The organism is Beijerinckia indica subsp. indica ATCC 9039, from assembly GCF_000019845.1.
Taxonomy (GTDB): Bacteria; Pseudomonadota; Alphaproteobacteria; order Rhizobiales; family Beijerinckiaceae; genus Beijerinckia; species Beijerinckia indica.
The window spans coordinates 2,562,861-2,583,291 of the sequence record NC_010581.1 but is presented as its reverse complement, the minus strand read 5'-3'; the positions used below and the strand labels follow the sequence as shown (position 1 = coordinate 2,583,291).

General features: G+C 57.7%; 14 protein-coding genes and 1 pseudogene. 7 read left to right on the top strand and 8 right to left on the bottom strand.

From position 1 onward, the window contains the following. The first annotated feature begins 112 nt into the window (after window positions 1-112). The 3 genes from BIND_RS11365 to BIND_RS20610 all read left to right on the top strand — a co-directional run bounded on the left by BIND_RS11365 (window position 113) and on the right by BIND_RS20610 (window position 1,858). Window positions 113-562 (top strand): hypothetical protein, encoded by a 450-nt coding sequence (locus BIND_RS11365; protein ID WP_012385220.1) that lies wholly within the window; start codon window positions 113-115, stop codon window positions 560-562. Continuing rightward, window positions 562-1,530 (top strand): 4-hydroxybenzoate octaprenyltransferase, encoded by a 969-nt coding sequence (gene ubiA, locus BIND_RS11360; protein WP_012385219.1) that lies wholly within the window; start codon window positions 562-564, stop codon window positions 1,528-1,530. Before BIND_RS11365 ends, ubiA begins: the two co-directional genes overlap by 1 nt. Window positions 1,531-1,684: 154 nt before the next feature. Beyond that, the gene (locus tag BIND_RS20610) at window positions 1,685-1,858 is read left to right on the top strand and encodes a DUF1328 family protein (protein WP_012385218.1); all 174 of its coding nucleotides are present in this window, start codon (window positions 1,685-1,687) and stop codon (window positions 1,856-1,858) included. 142 nt (window positions 1,859-2,000) lie between these two features. On the opposite strand, the gene BIND_RS11350 is transcribed toward BIND_RS20610, so the two are convergent. Beyond that, window positions 2,001-2,822, bottom strand: a complete 822-nt coding sequence (locus BIND_RS11350) for a hypothetical protein (RefSeq protein WP_012385217.1) — start codon at window positions 2,820-2,822, stop codon at window positions 2,001-2,003. 74 nt (window positions 2,823-2,896) lie between these two features. On the opposite strand from BIND_RS11350, the gene BIND_RS21330 reads away from it, so the two are divergent. Together BIND_RS21330 and BIND_RS11345 are read left to right on the top strand one after the other, a co-directional pair. Then, the gene (locus tag BIND_RS21330; protein ID WP_148210620.1) at window positions 2,897-3,175 is read left to right on the top strand and encodes a hypothetical protein; all 279 of its coding nucleotides are present in this window, start codon (window positions 2,897-2,899) and stop codon (window positions 3,173-3,175) included. Between the two features lie 81 nt (window positions 3,176-3,256). Continuing rightward, window positions 3,257-3,583, top strand: a complete 327-nt coding sequence (locus tag BIND_RS11345) for a hypothetical protein (protein WP_041778054.1) — start codon at window positions 3,257-3,259, stop codon at window positions 3,581-3,583. A gap of 54 nt (window positions 3,584-3,637) precedes the next feature. On the opposite strand, the gene trmFO is transcribed toward BIND_RS11345, so the two are convergent. Both trmFO and uvrA read right to left on the bottom strand, forming a co-directional pair. Further along, window positions 3,638-5,053 carry a methylenetetrahydrofolate--tRNA-(uracil(54)-C(5))-methyltransferase (FADH(2)-oxidizing) TrmFO gene (gene trmFO / locus BIND_RS11340; protein ID WP_012385215.1) on the bottom strand — a complete coding sequence of 472 codons (1,416 nt, stop codon included), beginning with the start codon at window positions 5,051-5,053 and terminating at the stop codon, window positions 3,638-3,640. Between the two features lie 697 nt (window positions 5,054-5,750). Continuing rightward, window positions 5,751-8,645 (bottom strand): excinuclease ABC subunit UvrA, encoded by a 2,895-nt coding sequence (gene uvrA / locus BIND_RS11335; protein ID WP_041778733.1) that lies wholly within the window; start codon window positions 8,643-8,645, stop codon window positions 5,751-5,753. Window positions 8,646-9,049: 404 nt separating this feature from the next. On the opposite strand from uvrA, the gene BIND_RS11330 reads away from it, so the two are divergent. Both BIND_RS11330 and BIND_RS11325 read left to right on the top strand, forming a co-directional pair. Further along, on the top strand, window positions 9,050-10,381 hold the full coding sequence (locus BIND_RS11330; RefSeq protein WP_012385213.1) for a dicarboxylate/amino acid:cation symporter: 1,332 nt from the start codon (window positions 9,050-9,052) through the stop codon (window positions 10,379-10,381). 249 nt (window positions 10,382-10,630) lie between these two features. Continuing rightward, window positions 10,631-12,325 carry a hypothetical protein gene (locus tag BIND_RS11325; RefSeq protein ID WP_012385212.1) on the top strand — a complete coding sequence of 565 codons (1,695 nt, stop codon included), beginning with the start codon at window positions 10,631-10,633 and terminating at the stop codon, window positions 12,323-12,325. A gap of 17 nt (window positions 12,326-12,342) precedes the next feature. Here BIND_RS11325 and mgrA read toward each other — a convergent pair. The 5 genes and pseudogenes from mgrA to BIND_RS11300 all read right to left on the bottom strand — a co-directional run bounded on the left by mgrA (window position 12,343) and on the right by BIND_RS11300 (window position 20,335). After that, window positions 12,343-13,365 (bottom strand): annotated as a pseudogene (mgrA, locus tag BIND_RS11320) (L-glyceraldehyde 3-phosphate reductase). Between the two features lie 130 nt (window positions 13,366-13,495). Beyond that, complete coding sequence (locus tag BIND_RS11315; protein WP_012385211.1) at window positions 13,496-16,468, bottom strand: bifunctional [glutamine synthetase] adenylyltransferase/[glutamine synthetase]-adenylyl-L-tyrosine phosphorylase; 2,973 nt, start codon at window positions 16,466-16,468, stop codon at window positions 13,496-13,498. A 10-nt stretch (window positions 16,469-16,478) separates the two neighbouring features. Further along, a complete protein-coding gene (locus BIND_RS11310) occupies window positions 16,479-17,912 on the bottom strand; it encodes a sensor histidine kinase (RefSeq protein ID WP_012385210.1) in 1,434 nt (477 codons plus the stop codon). Next, entirely contained in the window at window positions 17,896-18,579 is a 684-nt protein-coding gene (locus BIND_RS11305) for a response regulator transcription factor (protein WP_012385209.1), read from the bottom strand. Before BIND_RS11305 ends, BIND_RS11310 begins: the two co-directional genes overlap by 17 nt. 166 nt (window positions 18,580-18,745) lie before the next feature. After that, complete coding sequence (locus BIND_RS11300; RefSeq protein WP_012385208.1) at window positions 18,746-20,335, bottom strand: Do family serine endopeptidase; 1,590 nt, start codon at window positions 20,333-20,335, stop codon at window positions 18,746-18,748. Window positions 20,336-20,431: the final 96 nt, after the last annotated feature.

Genomic DNA, 20,431 nt, shown 5'->3' with positions numbered 1-20,431 from the left:
GGAAAGGAAAGGGGAAGGGCCCTTGCTGGCAGCTTGGCGCTTTTGCTATGAGTGAGCGGGCCGAAAGGCGAGCGTGGGACATTTGGCAGGTGATGGAGGAAAGGCTCTGGTCATGATGACGGATCGATTCCCGGCAATGCGAAAAGCTGGTTGTCTCGTGCTGCTGGTGCTTTGCTTTGGAGGGGCCACGGCAGCACGGGCGGAAGATTGCAATACCGATATTGCTCGCCTGAACCAGCGACGCCAGGGTGTGATCAATCAGCTCAACCAACTGGCCAAGGGCAATAAGAAGCAGCTCGATCCTATAGCCTCATGCCCGAAGCTCCGCAATCTGGTCACCGTTGAACATGAACTTGTAGCTTATCTGAGCAAGAACAAGGAATGGTGCTCCGTTCCGGACGAAGCCCTGGAAAATATCAAGACCATGTCGGCCAAATCCGTCACCGTCGCCAACCAGGCTTGCGCGGTCGCTGCGCAGGTCAAGAAGGCGCAAAGCCAGCAGGCCGCTGGTGGCGGCGCACTTAATGTGCCGCAGCAGAAATTGCCGACAGGCCCACTTTGATGCCTATGGAAGGCGGGACCGAGCCTTTCGGTTCACCGATCGGTGCTGCGGCCGTGCTCCCGGATGCCGCGCCGGACCAATGGCTTTTCCGGTTTTCGCCGCCCGCAGCACATCCCTATTTGCAGCTCGCGCGCCTCGACAGGCCGGTTGGCTGGTGGCTTCTGCTGCTGCCCTGCTGGTGGGGGAGTGCTCTGGCAAGCCTGGCAGCGGGCGTGCCTTTGCACTGGGCGCATCTCCTCCTGTTTCTGATTGGCGCCATCGTCATGCGGGGCGCGGGCTCTACCTTTAATGACATCGTCGATCGCGAAGTGGATGCGAAAGTCGAACGCACGAGAATGCGGCCCTTGCCGTCTGGCCGCGTCAGTGTTCTGGGCGCGCAAGGTTTTTTCCTGTTGCAGTCGCTCATCGGCCTCGCCGTTTTGCTGAGCTTCAATCTGTTCACGATTGTTCTAGGTCTCTCCTCCCTCGTTTTCGTCGCGATCTATCCCTTTATGAAACGCGTGACCTCCTGGCCACAGGCGGTCCTTGGCTGCGCTTTTGCCTGGGGCATTTTGATGGGATGGGCGGCGGCTTTCGGCTCGCTTTCTTTAGCCCCGGTCCAGCTTTACTTGGGCGGCATAGCCTGGACGATCGGTTATGACACGATCTATGCGATCCAGGACATTCGGGACGATGTTAAGGCGGGGGTCAAATCGACGGCGCGCTTGTTTGGGACGCGTATCCGTCTCTGTGTTGGCCTTCTCTATGGCCTGACTTTGCTGCTGTCCGCCGGAGCTCTGTGGGTTGCCGGGGCCTTGCACGGTTTAGCGCTCATCGGGTGGATTGGCTTTGCGCTGCATCTTGGGTGGCAGGTCAAAAGCATTGATCTGGAGAATGTAGGCCAGGCCCTGCGCCTCTTCCGTTCCAACAGGGATGCCGGGCTTTTGTTCTTTATCGGTCTCGCTGCGCAATCGATTTTATCGACTTGATCGATCATGGCCTTTGGCGCGGGAACGTTCGTTTCCAGCACGGCGTTGTATTTGGCGGCGTTGCTTGTCAGACGAATGGAAGGCGGATTACGTGGGGCCGACTGCTCTGTAACCGTGTATGCCGTCGCGCAAGGCTTGGGGATGGGAGCACATCATGCTGAGATGGGCATTGTTCTTTTTCATCGTCTCCATAGTCGCCGCTGCCTTCGGCTTTACGGGTATCGCAGCGGCGGCGGGCGGGATCGCACGTATTCTTTTCTTTATCGTGGTTGTGCTTTTTCTTGTCTTTCTGGTTTTGGGCCTCTTGGCCGGAGAGGCCTTATTTTAGGGCACAACAAAAACCGGCTCCAAAAAAACCGGCTCAAGGAGCCGGTTTTATCAATCCCTTCATGAAAGCCTTGTTTGTTTCAGTTGATCAGAACAGGCTCTCTATCTCTTGTTTTAGCGCATCATCCGCGCCCTAAAATTGGTCAGAAAAAGTTTTCCAGCGAAATGGGCTGGACACCGGAGCGCTCGATCTCGATCACAAAGGCGACGCTTCGGGCAATTAGCCGGTCGCGCTTTGTCATGCCTGCGATTTCCGCCTGGGGATCGGTCGCAACTTCGGCGAGTTCTGCATCCTTGCTGACCGCCGAGGCGTCGCGAGCGAGACCACGCAATCTGCCGGTGGCGGGCGCCACGATGGGCGTGGTCCCGATCCAGCCCAAAACCTCGCCTTCCTCGACCCCATCACCCAAAAATTTGGCGATATGGAAAAGGCCGTGATGCGGCGCGCTGACAGTTTTGCCATCAGGAAAAGCGGAATCCTCGATCGCCGGGCGCTCGGGCAGGCTCCCGCTTCGCAAAACCGCGCCAGGATCACGACGGCCCGTGTCGATGATGATATCGCAATCATCGCCGATGACGAAGCCGGGACCGATGCCGATGCTCAATTCGGCGAGCTGGCGAATTCTTTGCCGGGGTTTGCCGTCGAGCGAACGCGCGTCAATGATGACATCCCAAGGCCAACGCTCGGTCACTTCCTCGAAGTTGTGCCAGAGGATCGGAATGAACATCCCGCTGCGAAGGCCCGCAAGAAAATCCTTGCTCTTATCCGCGCGACGGGCTTCCACACCTTCGAACGTGCATTGGCCATCCGTCCAAGCATCGGCAAAAGCCATACGCCGCCGAATGACTGAAGGCGGCGTGCTCTGATTGATGGCGACGGCGTGACCCGCGAGATGAAGTTTTCTCGCCACGGCGGAAGCCAGTTCGCCAATGCCAAGTACGAGGATGGACGTTTCTTCGTTCATCGGACTCTGATTTCCCTATGAAGGAAGGGTGACATGCCTCAGCTTGGCGCGGGAAAAGGCCGGGGTCAAGTGTGATGATTGCGCAAAATCACGGCGTCGGAGAGCGAAGAAACTGTCAAAAGGCTGATATTTCGAGCAGTCTTCTGATGTTCCTCCCGGTCAATGAAATTATGAGAATCCCTTTTAATAAAAATAATATAAACAGCGTAATATTGGAAAGTAATGATGAAGGCTCTGTTTGCGGCTCGGGAACGAACCAAGATCAAGACGCTTTTGTCGAGCTTATGCTTTCATCATCGGAAAATAAAACTTCCTGGATTCATGCACAGATAGAACTTTGCTCTCCAGATTGACGTTGTTTTCCTTGAAACCGACCACACGCGAAGGAAGAATGGGCGATCGAAACGAACCGCGCCGACAAAGGCCGGGGCGGGGTGAGGCGTCCCTCCGATGCGAAACAAACGGTCGTGACTTGGCGCGGCAATTGGCATCGCGCCCTGGTCATGCAGGGGGAGACAATGAATATTATCTGGAAAGTGGGATGTTGGGCGAGCGTGATCGTCCTCGCAATCATCGCGGTGAACTTGCTGCGGCTCCAATTCACGGGCCCGGATAAAGTGGCTGGCGCGCAGGTGCAACCCATCGCTATGAAAGAGACTTTAGGCACCGGCCGCTCGGTCTATCGGCCAGACAATTTTCCCGGCTTTTATGGCGTGGACGAAAAAGGTCGAAACAGCGGATTGTCAGAGAATCCGCAATAGGATTGCGTCAACGGACACATGAAGTGACTTTGAGAACTGGCTGCGGGATGAGCCTCATTCCGCAGCCAGTGGCGTTGGGCCACATGTTGGGGCGGTGCACCAAGCCTCCAGGTCCCGTTCCGCGCGCTGGCTGAGCAAGCGTTTCTTGAGTTGGTCTTTCTCTGGACCGCGAAGGCGCTTTCCCTCGGGCGAAACGATTTTTTCCGTCAGGGGTGGAAACAGGCCGAAATTTACATTCATCGGTTGGAACGAGCGTGGCCCCGCGTCGATCGTTTCTATATGGCCGGCGGTAATGTGGTTCAAAAGGGCGCCGAGCGCTGTCGTCGTCGGGGGCGGGACGAAAGACTCGCCCAAACGCTCGCAAGCCGCCATGCGGCCGACCAAAAGCCCAATGCCCGCGCTTTCCACGTAACCTTCGCAGCCGGTGATCTGGCCGGCGAAACGCAAGCGCGGATCAGCTTTCAGCCTTAGCCGCATATCAAGCACTTTGGGCGTATTGAGAAAAATATTGCGGTGCAGACCGCCAAGGCGCGCAAAACGCGCCTGTTCAAGTCCGGGAATGGTGCGGAAGAGAGCGATCTGCTCGGCGTGTTTCAGTTTGGTCTGAAAGCCGACCATATTATAGAGCGTGCCCAGCGCATTATCCTGCCGCAATTGCACGATCGCATAAGGCTTGACGGTCGGCGCATGCGCATTGGTCAGGCCGACGGGCTTCATCGGTCCATGCCGCAAGGTTTCGGGACCGCGCTCAGCCATGATCTCGATCGGCAGGCAGCCATTGAAATAGGGCGTGCCTTCCCATTCCTTGAAACTGATCTTCTCGCCCTGGATCAAGCCTTCGACAAAGGCTTGATATTGCTCCTTGTCGAGCGGGCAATTGATATAATCGGCGCCATTGCCGCCGGGTCCGACCTTGTCGTAGCGCGACTGGAACCACGCTTTCGTCATGTCGATGGAATCGCGATAGACCACTGGGGCGATCGCGTCGAAAAAGGCGAGATCATCCTCGCCGGTCAGTGCCTTGATGTGAGCGGCGAGAGTCTCCGAGGTCAGAGGACCCGTCGCGATAATGATTTGATCCCAATCGGCGGGGATTTCAGTCACTTCCCCACGTACCAGCGTGATGAGCGGAGAGGCCTTGATGGCGGCGGTGACGAAAGCCGCAAAGCCCTGCCGGTCCACCGCCAAAGCGCCGCCGGCAGGCAGGCGATTGCAATCCGCCGCTTGCAAAATCAGCGAGTCGAGGCGCCGCATTTCGCGATGCAGAATGCCGATGGCGCTGCTTTCCGCATCATCCGCGCGGAAGGAATTAGAGCAGACGAGTTCGGCGAGATCGGCGGAATGATGCGCGGGGGTCGAACGGTCCGGACGCATTTCGTGCAGGATCACGGGGATCCCGGCCTTGGCGATTTGCCAGGCTGCCTCGGCGCCCGACAATCCTCCACCGATGACATGAATGGGAGACGGCATTGTTTTGCTTCTCGAAATGGATCGGCATTGGCATCCGCATCGTCCGTTGAGCAGGACGCGGGAGCTATGCTGTAAACCCTCATAATAGCATCAAACCTCCCAAAGGGGCTACTTTTGGGGGTGATCCTGTCGATTCAGCGAGTCCCGATCTCTGGTTGCTGCTCCGAATTTTCGCTTTTCATGGCTTTTGAAAATTCGGAGGGACCAGACGGCCTTCTTTGAAGACGGTCGAGGATGAGAAAAGGGGAAGCTTAAAAGAGAAGCGCCCGCCGGGGAGGATCGGCGGGCGCTACTATTCAGCGAGGTGGTGAGGGAGGGATCTCACCCCGCATGAGCTACGGGCTTCAAGCCGATCCGTTCTGTAAGAGATGAAAGTGTGGGATAAACTTTCACCGGAATAAGCCGCGGGGGGAGGAGGCTCATTCAGAACAATTCAAGGCGACCCATAGCGACCAGCCATTGGGGAGGGATGTTGGCTTGGTCGATGGCTGGATCATCGAGCACGGCAGAGCTTTGCACAAGCAAGCTTTTTACTGGGCAGGTATGCATTTCTCGCATAAACAGGCTCATCGAAGCCGGATGGACCGGCTATGAATTTCCTTAATTCGGGTTAATTCGTGCCATGATCATTGCGTTAAACGCATAACATTCTTGTGATTAGCAGCTATAATACGGCTCAGCTGTTTCGATCCATGATTTAATCCGGCGCTCCATCCTTCCCTTTTTGTCCTGAGGTGCGACGCGCCAGGACCTCGGCAAGATAATGGCCCGTATAGCTTTGCTTGACCTTGACGATGGCTTCGGGCGGGCCCTCGGCGATGATCGTGCCGCCGCCATCGCCACCCTCGGGGCCGAGATCGATGATCCAATCGGCGGTTTTGATGACCTCGAGATTATGCTCGATGACCACCATCGTATTGCCCTGTTCGACCAGTTGATGCAGCACTTCGAGCAATTGCGCGACATCGTGAAAATGCAGACCTGTGGTTGGCTCGTCGAGAATATAAAGCGTGCGGCCCGTTGAACGGCGTGACAATTCCTTGGCAAGTTTCACGCGCTGCGCCTCGCCGCCGGAAAGCGTATTGGCCTGTTGGCCGACCCGGACATAGCCGAGGCCGACGCGGGCGAGGGTTTCGAGCTTGTCGCGGATCGAGGGCACCGGCTTGAAGAAGGCGGCGGCTTCCTCGACGGTCATGTCCAGCACGTCGGCAATGGACTTGCCCTTATATTTCACCTCCAGCGTTTCTCGGTCGTACCGTTTGCCCTTGCAGACGTCGCAGGTGACATAGACGTCCGGCAAAAAATGCATCTCGATCTTGATGACACCGTCGCCCTGGCAGGCTTCGCAGCGCCCGCCCTTGACGTTGAAGGAGAAACGGCCCGGCTGATAGCCGCGCGCCTTGGCCTCGGGAAGGCCCGCGAACCATTCGCGGATCGGTGTGAAGGCGCCGATATAAGTGGCCGGATTGGAGCGGGGCGTGCGGCCGATCGGTGATTGATCAATATCGATCACCTTGTCGAGCTGCTCGAGCCCTTCAATCTCCTTGTGTGGAGCGGGATGTTCGAGCGCGCCATTGAGACGCCTCGCCGCCGCCTTATAGAGCGTGTCGATGATGAGGGTCGATTTGCCGCCGCCTGAGACGCCAGTGACGCAGGTGAAAAGGCCGAGCGGCACGCGGGTCGTGACATGTTTCAGATTATTGCCATGCGCGTCGATGATCGCCAATTCGCGCTCGGGATCAGGCATGCGCCTGACGCTGGGCACAACGACCTCGCGCACACCGCGCAAATATTGCCCCGTGAGCGAGGCAGGAATAGCCATGATCTCCTCGGCTGTACCCTGCGCGATGATCTCGCCGCCATGAATGCCGGCGCCCGGCCCGACATCGACCACATGGTCGGCGGCGATGATCGCATCCTCGTCATGTTCGACGACGATGACGCTGTTGCCGAGATCGCGCAGCCGCCGCAAAGTGTCGAGCAGCCTGGCATTGTCGCGCTGATGCAGGCCGATTGAGGGTTCATCGAGCACATAGAGCACGCCGGTGAGGCCGGAGCCGATCTGTGAAGCGAGCCGGATGCGCTGACTTTCGCCGCCAGAGAGCGTGCCGGAAGAACGGGCGAGCGTCAAATAGTCGAGACCGACATCGACGAGGAAGGTGAGCCGGTCGTTGATCTCCTTGAAGATGCGCTTGGCGATTTCCTGCCGTTTGTCATCGAGCTTGGCGGGTAAAGCGGCGAACCAGGCGCGCGCGTCACGCACGGACAGCGCGCTGACCTCACCGATATGGCTGCCATCGATCTTCACCGCCAAGGCTTCCGGCCGCAGCCTGTAGCCAGAACAGGCCTTGCAGGGTGTCGCCGTCATATAGCGGCCGATCTCTTCGCGGGTCCATTCGCTGTCGGTCTCGCGATAGCGCCGTTCCAGATTGCGTAGCACGCCCTCGAAAGGCTTGTTCACGTCATAGGCGCGCACATTGTCTTCATAGACAAAATGCACGGACTCGGTTTTGGAGCCATAGAGCAGCATCTGCTGCACTGAAGGCTCGAGCTTTTCATAAGGTGTATCGAGGCGGAACTTGAAATGCTTGGCAAGCGACTCGAGCGTCTGTGAATAATAGGGTGAACTCGATTTTGCCCAGGGCGCCATGGCGCCCTTGCGAAGGCTGAGCTTTTTGTCGGCGACGACGAGATCGGGATCGACCGTTTGTTCGTAGCCAAGGCCGCCGCATTCCGGACAGGCGCCAAAGGGATTGTTGAAGGAGAAAAGACGCGGCTCGATCTCAGGGATCGTGAAGCCCGAAACAGGGCATGCGAATTTGGAGGAAAAGACGATGCGCTCGGCTTCTTTTGCCTTCTCCGGCTTGTCCGCATATTCCATGATGGCGATGCCATCGGCCAATTCGAGTGCGGTTTCGAAACTTTCCGAGAGCCTGGCGCGCATGTCGTCTCGCACGGCGATGCGATCGACCACGACATCGATATCATGCTTGAATTTCTTATCGAGTGTCGGCGTCTCATCAATCTCGTAAAAGGTCCCGTCGATCTTCAGGCGCTGAAAACCACGCTTCTGAAAATCGGCAATTTCCTTCCGATATTCCCCCTTGCGTCCGCGCACCACGGGCGCGAGCAGATAGAGCCGCGTGCGTTCGGGCAAAGCCAGGACGCGATCGACCATCTGGCTCACCGTCTGGCTCTCGATCGGCAGGCCGGTTGCCGGCGAATAGGGAATGCCGACGCGCGCATAGAGCAGGCGCATATAGTCGTGTATCTCCGTCACCGTGCCGACGGTCGAACGGGGATTTTTCGACGTGGTCTTCTGTTCGATGGAAATGGCCGGTGACAACCCGTCGATTTGATCGACATCGGGTTTTTGCATCATTTCCAGAAATTGCCGCGCATAGGCCGAAAGCGATTCGACGTAGCGGCGCTGACCCTCGGCATAGATCGTATCGAAGGCGAGCGAGGATTTGCCAGAGCCTGAAAGGCCGGTAAAGACCACGAGCTTATCGCGCGGGATGGTGAGATCGACGTTTTTGAGATTGTGCTCGCGCGCTCCGCGAATGACGATCGAGCGCTGGGCCGTGCTCATATCAACGGGCGTTTTCTGCGCCGAAGCTTGCGCAAATTTGGCGGCCGCGCCGTTTTCAGGACCGCTCTCGTGGCCGCCCTTTTGGCCGGCGTCGGCGCTGATAGGGGCTGCTGACTGCGCCACAGTCTTGTGGCTGGCGCGGCGACCTGTCTTTTCTCCAGCCTGGGGCTTTTTCGTCGTCATCATCCCGTCCTTCCAAGGTGAGCGACGAAAGCCGGCGGGTCCGCCCGCACGGCATCGAGGATCTACCCGGCCGCGCATCTTTGCCACGCACGCCCATCGAAATCCAGAGAGCGCTTTTAGCGAAACCGGAATCCACTTCCTCCAAGATTCCCGGTAGGATGGGATTCGTCATCAAGACATGCCGCTATCTATCCTATCTCCGCCGAGAGCCGAGCAAAACAATGGTCGCGATAAATCCGGAAAATCTCGCCAAGCCTCTCGGCGCGCCCCGCGCCGTGCCATTCTACCGCATCCTCTATGTCCAGGTGCTGATCGGCATTTTGCTTGGCGTCCTGTTTGGTTGGCTCTGGCCGGCGACGGCTTCCGCCGATTGGGTGAAGGCGCTCGGCGATGGCTTCATCAAACTCATCAAGATGATGATCGCGCCGATTATCTTCTGCACCGTGGTCTCCGGCATCGCGCATGTCTCGAGCGCGCAAAAGGTCGGGCGCATCGGTGTCAAGGCGCTCGTCTATTTCGAGGTGGTCTCGACCTTCGCTTTGGTTCTCGGACTTGTGATCGGTAATCTCGTGCAGCCCGGCCGCGGCATTGCCGACAAGGTCGATGCAGGAGCCGTCGCCAAATATGTGGGGCAGGAGCATTCGACAGTTCAGTTCCTGCTCGATCTCATTCCGGATAGCGTGGTCGGTGGTTTCGCGCGCGGCGATGTGCTGCAAGTTCTTTTATTTTCCATTCTCTTCGGCTTTGCCCTTCTGGGGCTTGGATCTCGCGGCGAAAGCCTGACGAAGCTGATCGACGATGTTGCACAGGCGGTTTTCGGCGTCATCGCTATCGTCATGCGGGCGGCGCCGATTGGCGCCTTCGGTGCCATGGCCTATACGGTCGGCCGCTATGGTCCGCAAACGCTCGGCAATCTCCTTGGTCTTGTCGCCACCTTCTATCTCACGGCGATTTTGTTCATCGTGATCGTCCTCGGGACGATCGCCAGGCTCGCGGGTTTCAGCATTTTCAAATTCCTTGCCTATATCAAAGATGAATTGCTGATCGTGCTTGGCACCAGTTCTTCGGAAAGCGCCTTGCCGGCCTTGATGGAGAAACTCGAACGGCTCGGCTGTTCCAAACCCGTCGTCGGTCTCGTGGTGCCGACTGGCTATTCCTTCAATCTGGACGGCACCAATATCTATATGACACTCGCGACCCTTTTTGTCGCGCAGGCGCTCGGCGTTCCCTTGAACCTTGAGGAACAGATTACGATTCTTTTGGTCGCCATGGTTGCCTCAAAAGGGGCGAGCGGTATTTCTGGCGCAGGATTCATCACGCTCGCGGCGACGCTCGCCGCCGTCAATCCTATTCTTGTGCCGGGCATGGCCATGTTGCTCGGAGTCGATAAATTCATGAGCGAATGCCGGGCCTTGACCAATATTATCGGCAATGGGGTGGCAACGATCATCGTCTCCCGCTGGGAAAAGGAGATCGACCCCCGAGCGTTGCGCGCCGCATTGGAAAAGACCGTGGATACAACCCATTTCACGGCGGAGGATCAGCCGCTTTAGAAGAAGCCATCTATGATCGCGACAATAGAGCATCGGACTTTTACTGTCCGATGCTCTATCTTTTTGTAAACGCATCAAATTGGTCTTTTGGGTCTGATGCTCTAGTCGCTGCGGTCTGCTCTCATAAGCGGGATCTTGCTCGCGACATCCTCTCTTCATTTTCAAAGATCTATAGAGGTTTGATTTTATATCCTTTCTCGTCGAGAATCTGATATAGCTCCGCTACAGTCAGAGCATGAAGATTGTTCGATGAATGACGTGGACGCATTGAAGAAACCATCTGGCCCGACATTGTCATCCCTTGCTTCGCTCGGGCTGGCCTTGGGCCTTCAGACCGTCGTTGCTGCTTTGATCACGATCTTCGTGGGGCCACGAGGGTGGGACGATGGCGCCATCACGCTTGCCTATTCGAAAACCTTCGCCGAGACGGCCCACATCGCTTTGACGGCTGTCTCCGAACAGGTCGAGGGATTTTCGTCGGTTTCCTGGTTCATCCTCAACGCGTTGATTGCTCTGTTTCATCCAGGCTTTGCGGGAGCGATCCTCGCCGCGCAGATCATGGCCGCTGTCTTTTTAGGTGTGACCACGGTCTTCATCTGGCTGATGGCCGAGGCCATTGGACTGGAACCGCGCACCAGGCTTGTCGTTCTTGTCGTTTTCGCCATTTTCGGCCCGGCCTTGAGTGAAATAGCCAATGGCATGGAGATGACGCTCCTCGCCGCTTCCGGTATCGCTTTCATCTACAGTCTGTATGTGCGTGAGAATCGTGTTCTTCTCTTGCTTTCCGCCGTGGTGTTCCTTTCGACACGGTTCGAAGCGATGATCTATTATGCTGTGTTTCTGGTGCCCTTGCTGTTTTATGGACGCTTTCGCAGCTTTTTCGCTCTGGCTGGTTTTGGATTGGCCGTGACTGGCATGCAGGAAGCCATTCGGTATGTTTGGTTTGGCGATCTCCTGCCGAATACAATTTACGCAAAGATGAACCCCACTTATAGCGCACGGGGTCTCGAAGCTTTGCGCTCCCGGTTTGCTGCCGCCACGGATATCATAAAAGTTTTTCTCCCCTTCGTTGCGGCCCTTCTGGCGCTCGTCTTTTTATCGCGTGAGGAACTTTACACACGTTTGCGCGGCCTGAAGACCATTCCCCGCCAATGGGTGATCCTGGCGACGCCCGTTGTCGCGGCAGAAGTGTTTGCGATGATCGGCGGCAGCAATTGGGGCTATGCGGGCCGGATGACGTTTTTCGCCCAGCCCTTCGCGCTGCTTCTGATCGGCCTTTTTTGCGACCATCTCGCGGTTTTCAGAAAAGCGGCTTTCCCTGCCGCGACACTGGCTGTGATCACCCTGGCGACAATCGTCTACAGCTGGAACAGGAGTGCTCCGGAGGTCTTCAAGGAGGTCGCAAGAGGGATAAAAAGCAGGAGTGTCGCCCCAGATTATTTCGGTGTTACGCCTCTTGCCTATTGCAAGACAGGAGTCCAGGTAGATCACTTGCGGCAGATGCTGGATCTGGGCACGATTACCTTCATGACCCCGGATGTCGGGGGATTGGGATTGTGCGGCGATAGAATTCGTGTCGTCGATCTTGGACTTTTGACCAATAAGCAGCTTGCCAAAAACGGCTATGCCGCTTTCCCCAAGCTCTTCGCGGAGGAAAATCCGGATATTATCGAAGCCCATGCCGGCTGGGCCTCGGGCCCGGGCCTCTATGATCTGGCTTCCTTCAAGGACAATTATCAGCCGGCTCTCTTGGAACAGACCCGGTTTTTCCTGCGAATTGATCATGTCGACGCCTTGCTCGCACAGAACAAGGCGGATTGGTGCCAGCTGACTGAACCGCAATGTTTGCGCACCGTCCTGGAAACACATCGCTATGCCGGACATACAGAACGATTTGACGATGTTTATTTCATGAAACCAGGACGAGTGCTTATTCTTCGGTGAGGTGAATATGTCTCTCGTCAATCCGAAAGATCGCGCCAGAGATCGATATGACCTTCGCGCGCATAAGCATCGATCTTTTGGAGTTCTTCCTTGCTGAAAGACAGGTTGTTCAAGGCATCGAGGGAATTATCGAGTTGCGCCACATTATGCGCCCCGATCAGGGCTGAGGTGACGCGCGGATCGCGCAAGGTCCAGGCGATCGCCATTTGCGCGAGGCTTTGACCGCGTGCGCTGGCAAGAGCGTTCAAGGCGTGGACATGGTTCAGATTATCCTCCGTCAGCATGGTCTGGCGGAAGGAGCCATTTTGCGCGGCGCGTGCTTCGGCCGGAATTCCTTTGAGATATTTATCGGTCAGAAGACCCTGCGCCAGCGGTGAAAAGGCGATACAGCCCGTGCCAAGTTCAGCGAGCGTGTCGAGCAGTTTCACCTCGATCCAGCGATTGAGCAGAGAATAAGACGGCTGATGGATGAGAAGCGGCACGCCCTCGGCTTTGAGAATGGCCGCGGCTTTGCGCGTGCGCTCGGGGCCATAGGAAGAAATGCCGACATAGAGGGCTTTACCCTAGCGGACCATTTGCACCAGCGCGCCCATGGTTTCCTCGAGCGGCACATCGAGGCTTGGCCGATGCGAATAGAAAATATCGACATAATCGAGCCCCATCCGCTTTAGGCTCTGATCGAGGGAGGCTATGAGATATTTGCGTGAGCCGCCAACGCCATAGGGGCCGGGCCACATATCCCAGCCAGCCTTCGATGAAATGATCATTTCATCGCGGTAAGCGGTGAAATCCTTTTTGAGAATGAGGCCGAAATTCTCCTCCGCAGAGCCATAGGGCGGGCCATAATTATTGGCGAGATCGAAATGCGTCACGCCGCGATCGAAAGCGCGGCGAATGACGGCGCGGCCGGTCTCGAAAATATCAACGCCGCCGAAATTATGCCAAAGCCCGAGGGAGATCGCAGGCAAGACAAGCCCAGAATGGCCGCAGCGCCGGAAGGTGGCGACATCATAGCGGTTAGCGGCGGGTCTATAGGTCATGGGGAGGGAGCCCTTTCACGATTCACGCGTGCCTGCCGCATACCATGCTGGCGTCCACAAATGAATCCACTGAAGCGTGAGGAGATAGAAAGAGCCTTGCGCCCTTAACCTTTCTGAAGGGGAGCTATGATCATCCCGCTTCGTGTTCCAGAAGAGTGAGAAAGAGCTTGCGCACGCGCGTGCGGCTTTCTTTCAGCGCCCGCTCCAACATGGCATAATCTGGAAGGTCGGCGGTCTGCGCGAGACGCCGTTTGACGGCGGCATTGGCACGGGACGCATCGATCTCGGGATCGAGGATCAAGCGCGCCATCTGCATGACATTGGTTTCAAGCCAATAGGCGTGCAACAGATTGGCGCAATCTTCGACGCGCAGCAATGCATGGCGACAGCTTTGTTCCAGAATGGCGGCAGTCGTTCCCGCAATCAAATCCGGCCATTCGCGCGCATGCCGCAAAACGAAATATTGCGCCAGGAATTCGATGTCCATGAGGCCGCCGGCAATATGTTTGGGATCGGCCGGGTCTGTCTCTCCTTTTTCGCGAGCGACCAAACGGCGCATGGCGAGAACATCGCCGTTCAGGCTTTTGTCGCGTGGCAAGCGCAAGATGCGCTCGATGGCGGCCTGTGTGCGTGCCGCAAGGCCTGCATCGCCGGCGACAATGCGCTGCCGGACCAGCGCCATATGCTCCCAGCTTTCCGCGTCATTATATTGGTAATCGACAAAGCTCTCGAATTGTGTGGCGATGGGTCCCTTGCGGCCACTGGGGCGCAGGCGCAGATCGACATCATAGAGACGGCCGCGCCGTGTCGCGACGGTGAGAGCGGAAATCAGACGTTGGGCGAGACGGGTATAATATTGCAGGGCATGCAGCGGATGCCGCCCATCCGACTGGGGCGTTTCGGCGTCGAAATCATAGATGACGATGAGATCGAGATCGGAACTTGCCGTCATTTCTCCCGAGCCCAGCTTGCCGAGCGCCACGACGACGATGCATCCCTTGGCGATTTTGCCGTGTTCCTTCGCGAAAGCCTTTTCGACATGGGCAAGGCAGGCTTTGATGAGGGTGCGGGCGAGCGCCGAAAAAGCGGTGCCAGCCTGCGGCGGTTCGATTAATCCGCTGAGAAGCCGGAGGCCGATCAAGAAATTTTCCTCGCGCGCGAAATCGCGCGCCGCATCCAGGAAATCCTCTGTGTTTTTGGCTTTCTCCAGAAATGTATGCGCGCGCGTGTCGAAAGCTTCCTCACTCAGTTCCGAATGCAACATCCGCCCGTCGATCATGGCATCGAGCAAATGCGGATAGGCGATGACGACGTGAGCGAAACGGGGCGCACCGCCGAGAATATCGCCGAACAATTCGCAAAGGCGCGGATTCGATTTGAGGATGGAAAACAGCTCGACGGCGGCCGGCATGCGGGCCAATGCCTGATCGAACAAGGCGACGGCAGCGTCAGGATCACCTGAATGCGCGAAGGCTTGCAGGAGTTGTGGCACGAGTTCGGTCAAGACCTCGCGCGCACGCGTTCCCCGGATTGCGGCGTGATGGCCGAAATGCCAGCCGCGCACCATCTCCGTGACCTGTTCCGGTTTAGCATAGCCCAGTTGCCGCAGGGTCTCGAGTGTTTCCGGATCATCATTGACACCGGTGAAGACAAGACTGCCCATGGCAGTGTCGAGGCTTGGGGCCTGTTCGAACAGGCGTGCATAATGGAAGGAAACGAGATGCAGATGATGCATCATCTCGTCAGTGAAAGATTTTTCACTGCTTGCCCCGCAGAAGCGGGCGAATTGGCGCAGCGCCTTTGTCTCGGCGGGCAGGCGCTGGGTCTGTTCGTCGGCGACCATTTGCAAGCGATGCTCGATCGTCCGCAGAAAAATATAGGCGCGTGTGAGATCTTCTGTGGCTTCCTTCGTAATCCATCCCTCGGCCGATAATTCGCCGAGCATGGCGAGGGTCGTTGACCCGCGCAGGCGTGGTCGTTTGCCACCAAAGATCAATTGCTGGGTCTGGACGAAGAATTCAATCTCGCGAATGCCACCGCGGCCGAGCTTGATGTCATGGCCCTTGACCGTGATTTCGGCATGGCCACGGAAGGCATGGATCTGGCGTTTCATCGCGTGAATGTCGGCGATGGCCGCATAGTCGAAATATTTGCGCCAGATGAAGGGCGCGAGCGCGGCGAGAAAGGTTTCCGCGCGTTCCCGATCGCCAGCGACGTAGCGCGCCTTGATCATAGCCGCGCGTTCCCAGTTCTGGCCGAGGATCTGATAATAATCGAGCGCCGCTGGGGCACTCATGGCAATGGCTGTGGAACCGGGATCGGGGCGTAGGCGCAAATCCACACGCAACACGAAACCATCGGGCGTCGTTTCCTGAAGCAGGCGCACGAATTGTTTGGTGATGCGGACGAAGAGGGGGCCGGCCTCCTGTTTTGAATCGAGCGTGACGACGGCGGGATCGTAGATCACCATTAAATCGACATCGCTCGAATAATTGAGTTCATGAGCGCCAAGCTTGCCGAGCGCGATAATGGCGAGGCCGCAATTTTGCGCGGGCTTATCACGATCGAGATTTTTGAAATGTCCCTTGATGATCTCCTGCCGCAGCAAGACGTCGAGCGCCTGGCCGATAAAGGCATCGGCTGATCGCGACAAGGCATCGATGATCGAGGCGAAATCCCAGACGCCGCCGAGATCGGCGAGGGCAACCAGAAGGGCGATTTCCTGCCGTGCGCGCCGCAAGGGAAGCATAAGATCTGTGGGGGCTTCTGTCTTGGCAGCCGTCTCGGTTAGTTGTTGCAGCGTAGAGGCGAGACTCTGCTCAGGGGGATGACACAGAAGCCGCAGAAGGCGGAGAGGATCGGCGCGGATCAAATGCCAGAGAAAGGGCGATTGATCCGCAAGGGCCGCGATCAGGGCGTGCACATTTTTGTCGTGCATCACCGCGTTCCATTCCGGCGCGGCTTCCGGTTCCTTCAAGAGAAGATCCTGAAAAAAGGCCTCGGCGCGGCGTCGGTCATTCGGCAACGGCGCCGTTACAAGCCGCTGCCAGAGCGGCAGGGAATGGTCTTCCTTTCTTTGGGTGTCTTGTCTCTTTTTGGGCATTTGGCGCGCCTCACGAAAGGGCCGTTGCCTCGATGAGGGGCGGGGCGGAATGCGGTTTTCCTTGCACAGCTTGAAACGTCAGCACGACGCGCAGGCCTGGATGATTGTCTTCGAGACGCAACTCCCCATTATGCAAGCGCATCACGGCGGCGGCGAGGGAGAGGCCGAGGCCGGAACCCGGCCGCGAACGTGAATTTTCCAGCCGCACGAAACGATCGAGGACATGATCACGGTCTTTCACGGCAATGCCTGGCCCATGATCGGCGACACTGATTTCGATCTTGTTGCCGATGTGGATCGCCTTCAGATCGATGCTCGGACCCGCACCATCGGGGACGGTTTCCGCACCATATTTTAAAGCATTGTCGATGAGATTGGAAAGAACCTGACCCAAAAGCTCGCGACTGCCGCGCAGCCACAGATCGGGCTCGACATGCAGCGTAAGCTTCACGCCCTGATCCTCGGCAGCGGGTTCATAGAGTTCGCCGACATCGCGCACGACATTGGTCGCATCGAACTCAGTCATGCCCTCGCGTCCGCTGCCCGCCTCGGCGCCGGCGATCATCAAGAGCGCGTCGAAAATTTGAATCAGGCGATCGGATTCTTCGATGACTTTTTCGAGGGCGCCGCGATATTCCTCCGGTGATTTGGCGAGCCGCAAGGCTTCCTCGGTCCCATTGCGCAGGCGCGTCAGCGGCGTCTTGAGATCATGGGCGATATTGTCGGACACTTCCTTGAGTCCGCCCATGAGTGCGCAGATACGGTCGAGCATGGTATTCAGATTCATCACCAGCCGATCCAGCTCGTCGCCGGTGCCAGCGAGCGGCAGGCGGCGGGAGAGATCGCCCGCGACAATGGTCTTAGCCTGGGCATTGATGGCGTCGATGCGATTGAGCACACGGCGGGCAATCCACAGGCCGCCCAAGGTTCCGATGACAATGAGCCAGATCAGCGAGGTGACGAGCGCGCCACCGACGATGCGGCGCAAGCTTTCGCCTTCTTCGAGATCATGGCCGACAAGCAAACGAAAGCCACCGGGCAAAGCGAAGATGCGGGCGATCGCGTGATGCTTCTTGGCTTCATTCGGGCGTTGATATTGAGTCTTGACGAGGCTCGAATAGCTCGGAATGCCTTCCGGCAGGCGGGCGATATTACCTGCGATGGGCTGACCCGCATGGGTCGTGACGAGATAGAGATCGGCGCCAGGCTGTCTCGTTCGTTGTTCGATGATTTCGACAAGGCGTGTAATGCCACCTTGTGCATATTGCTCGGCAAGGCCGGTAATATCGGCATCCACCGTCTGTCCGATCTGATCTTCGATGAGTTCCTTGATATGCCAGCCAATGCGGCCGAGCACTAATCCCGCACCTATGGCGGTGATGAGGAGATAGGCGAAGGAGACCTTGAAGACGGTGGAGCGGAACAGTTTAATGATCGCTGTCACGGATCATATATCCTATGCCGCGGATGGTTTGCAGGAGTGGTGGATCGAAGCCTTTGTCAATCTTGGAGCGTAGCCGGGAAATATGCACGTCAATGACATTGGTCTGCGGATCGAAATGATAATCCCAGACATGTTCGAGCAACATGGTGCGTGTCACGACCTGGCCGGCATGTTTCATCAAATATTCGAGCAGGCGAAATTCACGCGGTTGCAGAATGATTTCCTTGCCGTCGCGGGTCAGCTTATGCGCGAGGCGGTCGAGTTCGAGCCCGCCGATGCGATAGATGGTCTCCTCGGCCGTGCCCGGCGGCTTGCGGCGGGCGAGTGCTTCCACGCGCGCGAGCAATTCGGAAAAGGCATAGGGTTTCGGCAGATAATCGTCGCCGCCGGAGCGCAGGCCCTTCACCCTGTCATCGACCTGGCCGAGCGCAGACAGGATCAGGACAGGGGTCTCGATCTTTTGGGCGCGTAAACCGCCGATCAGGGACAAACCATCGAGTTTGGGCAGCATGCGATCAACGATCAGGACGTCATAATTCTCCTCACAAGCCTTTTGATAGCCAGCAAGGCCATCGCCTGCATGATCGGCGAGGTGGCCGGCCTCGCGAAAGGCCTTGACCATATATTGAGAGGCTTCAGGATCGTCCTCAACGATAAGAATGCGCATAGGCTGCATGATAACGGAATTCCAAATGATTTGTCTCGCTCGGAGAACGAAAAGGTCGAGAGAAAAGGCTTTGAATATGCGGCGCGCCGGAAGCGGGATGCTCCCGGCGCGCGCCATCTGAATCAGCCTGCGAAGGGGGCACAGGCTGGCTTGCAGACGATCTCAGTCAGGAAGCCGGAGTGGTCGCAAGCGCGACGTAGCGGGTGCCTTCCCGATTCTTGACACGCATGAGCACGGCCTTGCGGCCATCTTTCTTGGCGGTGCTCAAGGTCGCGCCGATTTCGGCCGGACGGCTGACAGCGTGCCCACCGGCTTCGAGAATGACATCACCGACACGCAAACCCTTTTGTGCGGCAACGCCATCGGGATCGATGTCGGAGACGACTACACCTTCATCGCCGGCGCCGGGGACCTGCGCCGCCGGGGCGAGCGTCAGACCGAGATCGCCGAGGACGTTTTTATCGGGGCGTGTCGTGATGTCCGCCTTGGCTTCCTTGTCATTTGGCAGATTGCCGAGTTTCACCGCGACGGTCTTTTCCGAGCCATCGTGCCAATACATGAGATTGGTGCTCTTGCCAGGGCCGAGCGCCGCTATCTTGCGGGCCAGTTCGCGCGGACCATCGATGCGTTCGCCATCGACGCCGAGGATCACGTCACCGGAGCGGATACCGGCCGAGAGCGCGGGAGAATTCGGCTGTGCCTCGGCAACCAGGGCGCCCTTGCTGGTTTTCAGGCCGAGACTATCGGCGATTTCCGCTGTCACAGGCTGAATCTGGACGCCGATCCAACCGCGCGCGACCGTGCCTTTCTCCCGCAAGGAGGTGATGACGTTTTGCGCAACCTCCGCGGGAATGGCGAAGCCGATGCCGACGCTGCCGCCGGACGGTGAGAAGATCGCCGTATTGACGCCGACCACGTCGCCCTTGGCGTTGAAGGTCGGGCCACCGGAATTGCCGCGATTGACCGGGGCGTCGACCTGCAGGAAGTCGTCATAGGGGCCGGCGCCGATATCGCGGCCGCGCGCTGAAATAATGCCTGCCGTCACCGTGCCGCCGAGACCGAAAGGATTGCCGACAGCGATGACCCATTCGCCGACACGGGGTGTCTCGTTGGAGAATTTGACGAAGGGATAGGTGCCCGAGCCATTGATCTTCAAGAGAGCGAGATCAGTCTTCTTGTCGGTGCCAACCACGCTCGCGGTCAAGGTCTGACCGCCATCGGTCGTCAGGCTGACCTCTGTCGCGTTTTCGACGACATGATTATTGGTGACGACATAGCCATCGCTCGAAATGATGAATCCCGAACCCTGCGCCTGGCCGGTCCGTGGCTTGCCGCTATGTTTGTTGAAGGGGACGCCTCCTTGTTCGCCAAAGCGGCGGAAGAAACGCTCCAGGGGATCGCCCGGGGCGAATTGAGGCATGTCGTTTCCGGTATTGGCCTCTTCATTATCGGCGGTTTCGGTAATCTTGACCTTGACCGAAACGACAGCCCCCCGCACATGGTCGACCACATCGGCAAAAGAGACCGGTCCGACGACTGGGCTGCTATTCGGCGCATTCACCGGCACGTTCAGGGTGGGTGTTTCGGCATTGGCCGCTTGCGGCAGCAGGACGGAATGCGTGAAGGCACCGGTCAGGGCCACGGCCGCTGTGGCGCCGAGCAGGATGGCGCGCATCCCCGGCCGACGCTGCGAGCGTGGCGTGGCGGCGTTCCGTGCGGCGCCTTTATCCTGCGGGGGAAATTCCAATTGCGGCATTATTTGCTCCATTTATCTCGTAAACTCGCTCGATATTTCGAGTCGAAAGGGCTCGAACCTCTTTCGCTTGTTGAGAAAATGGGGGAAGCCGGCTTA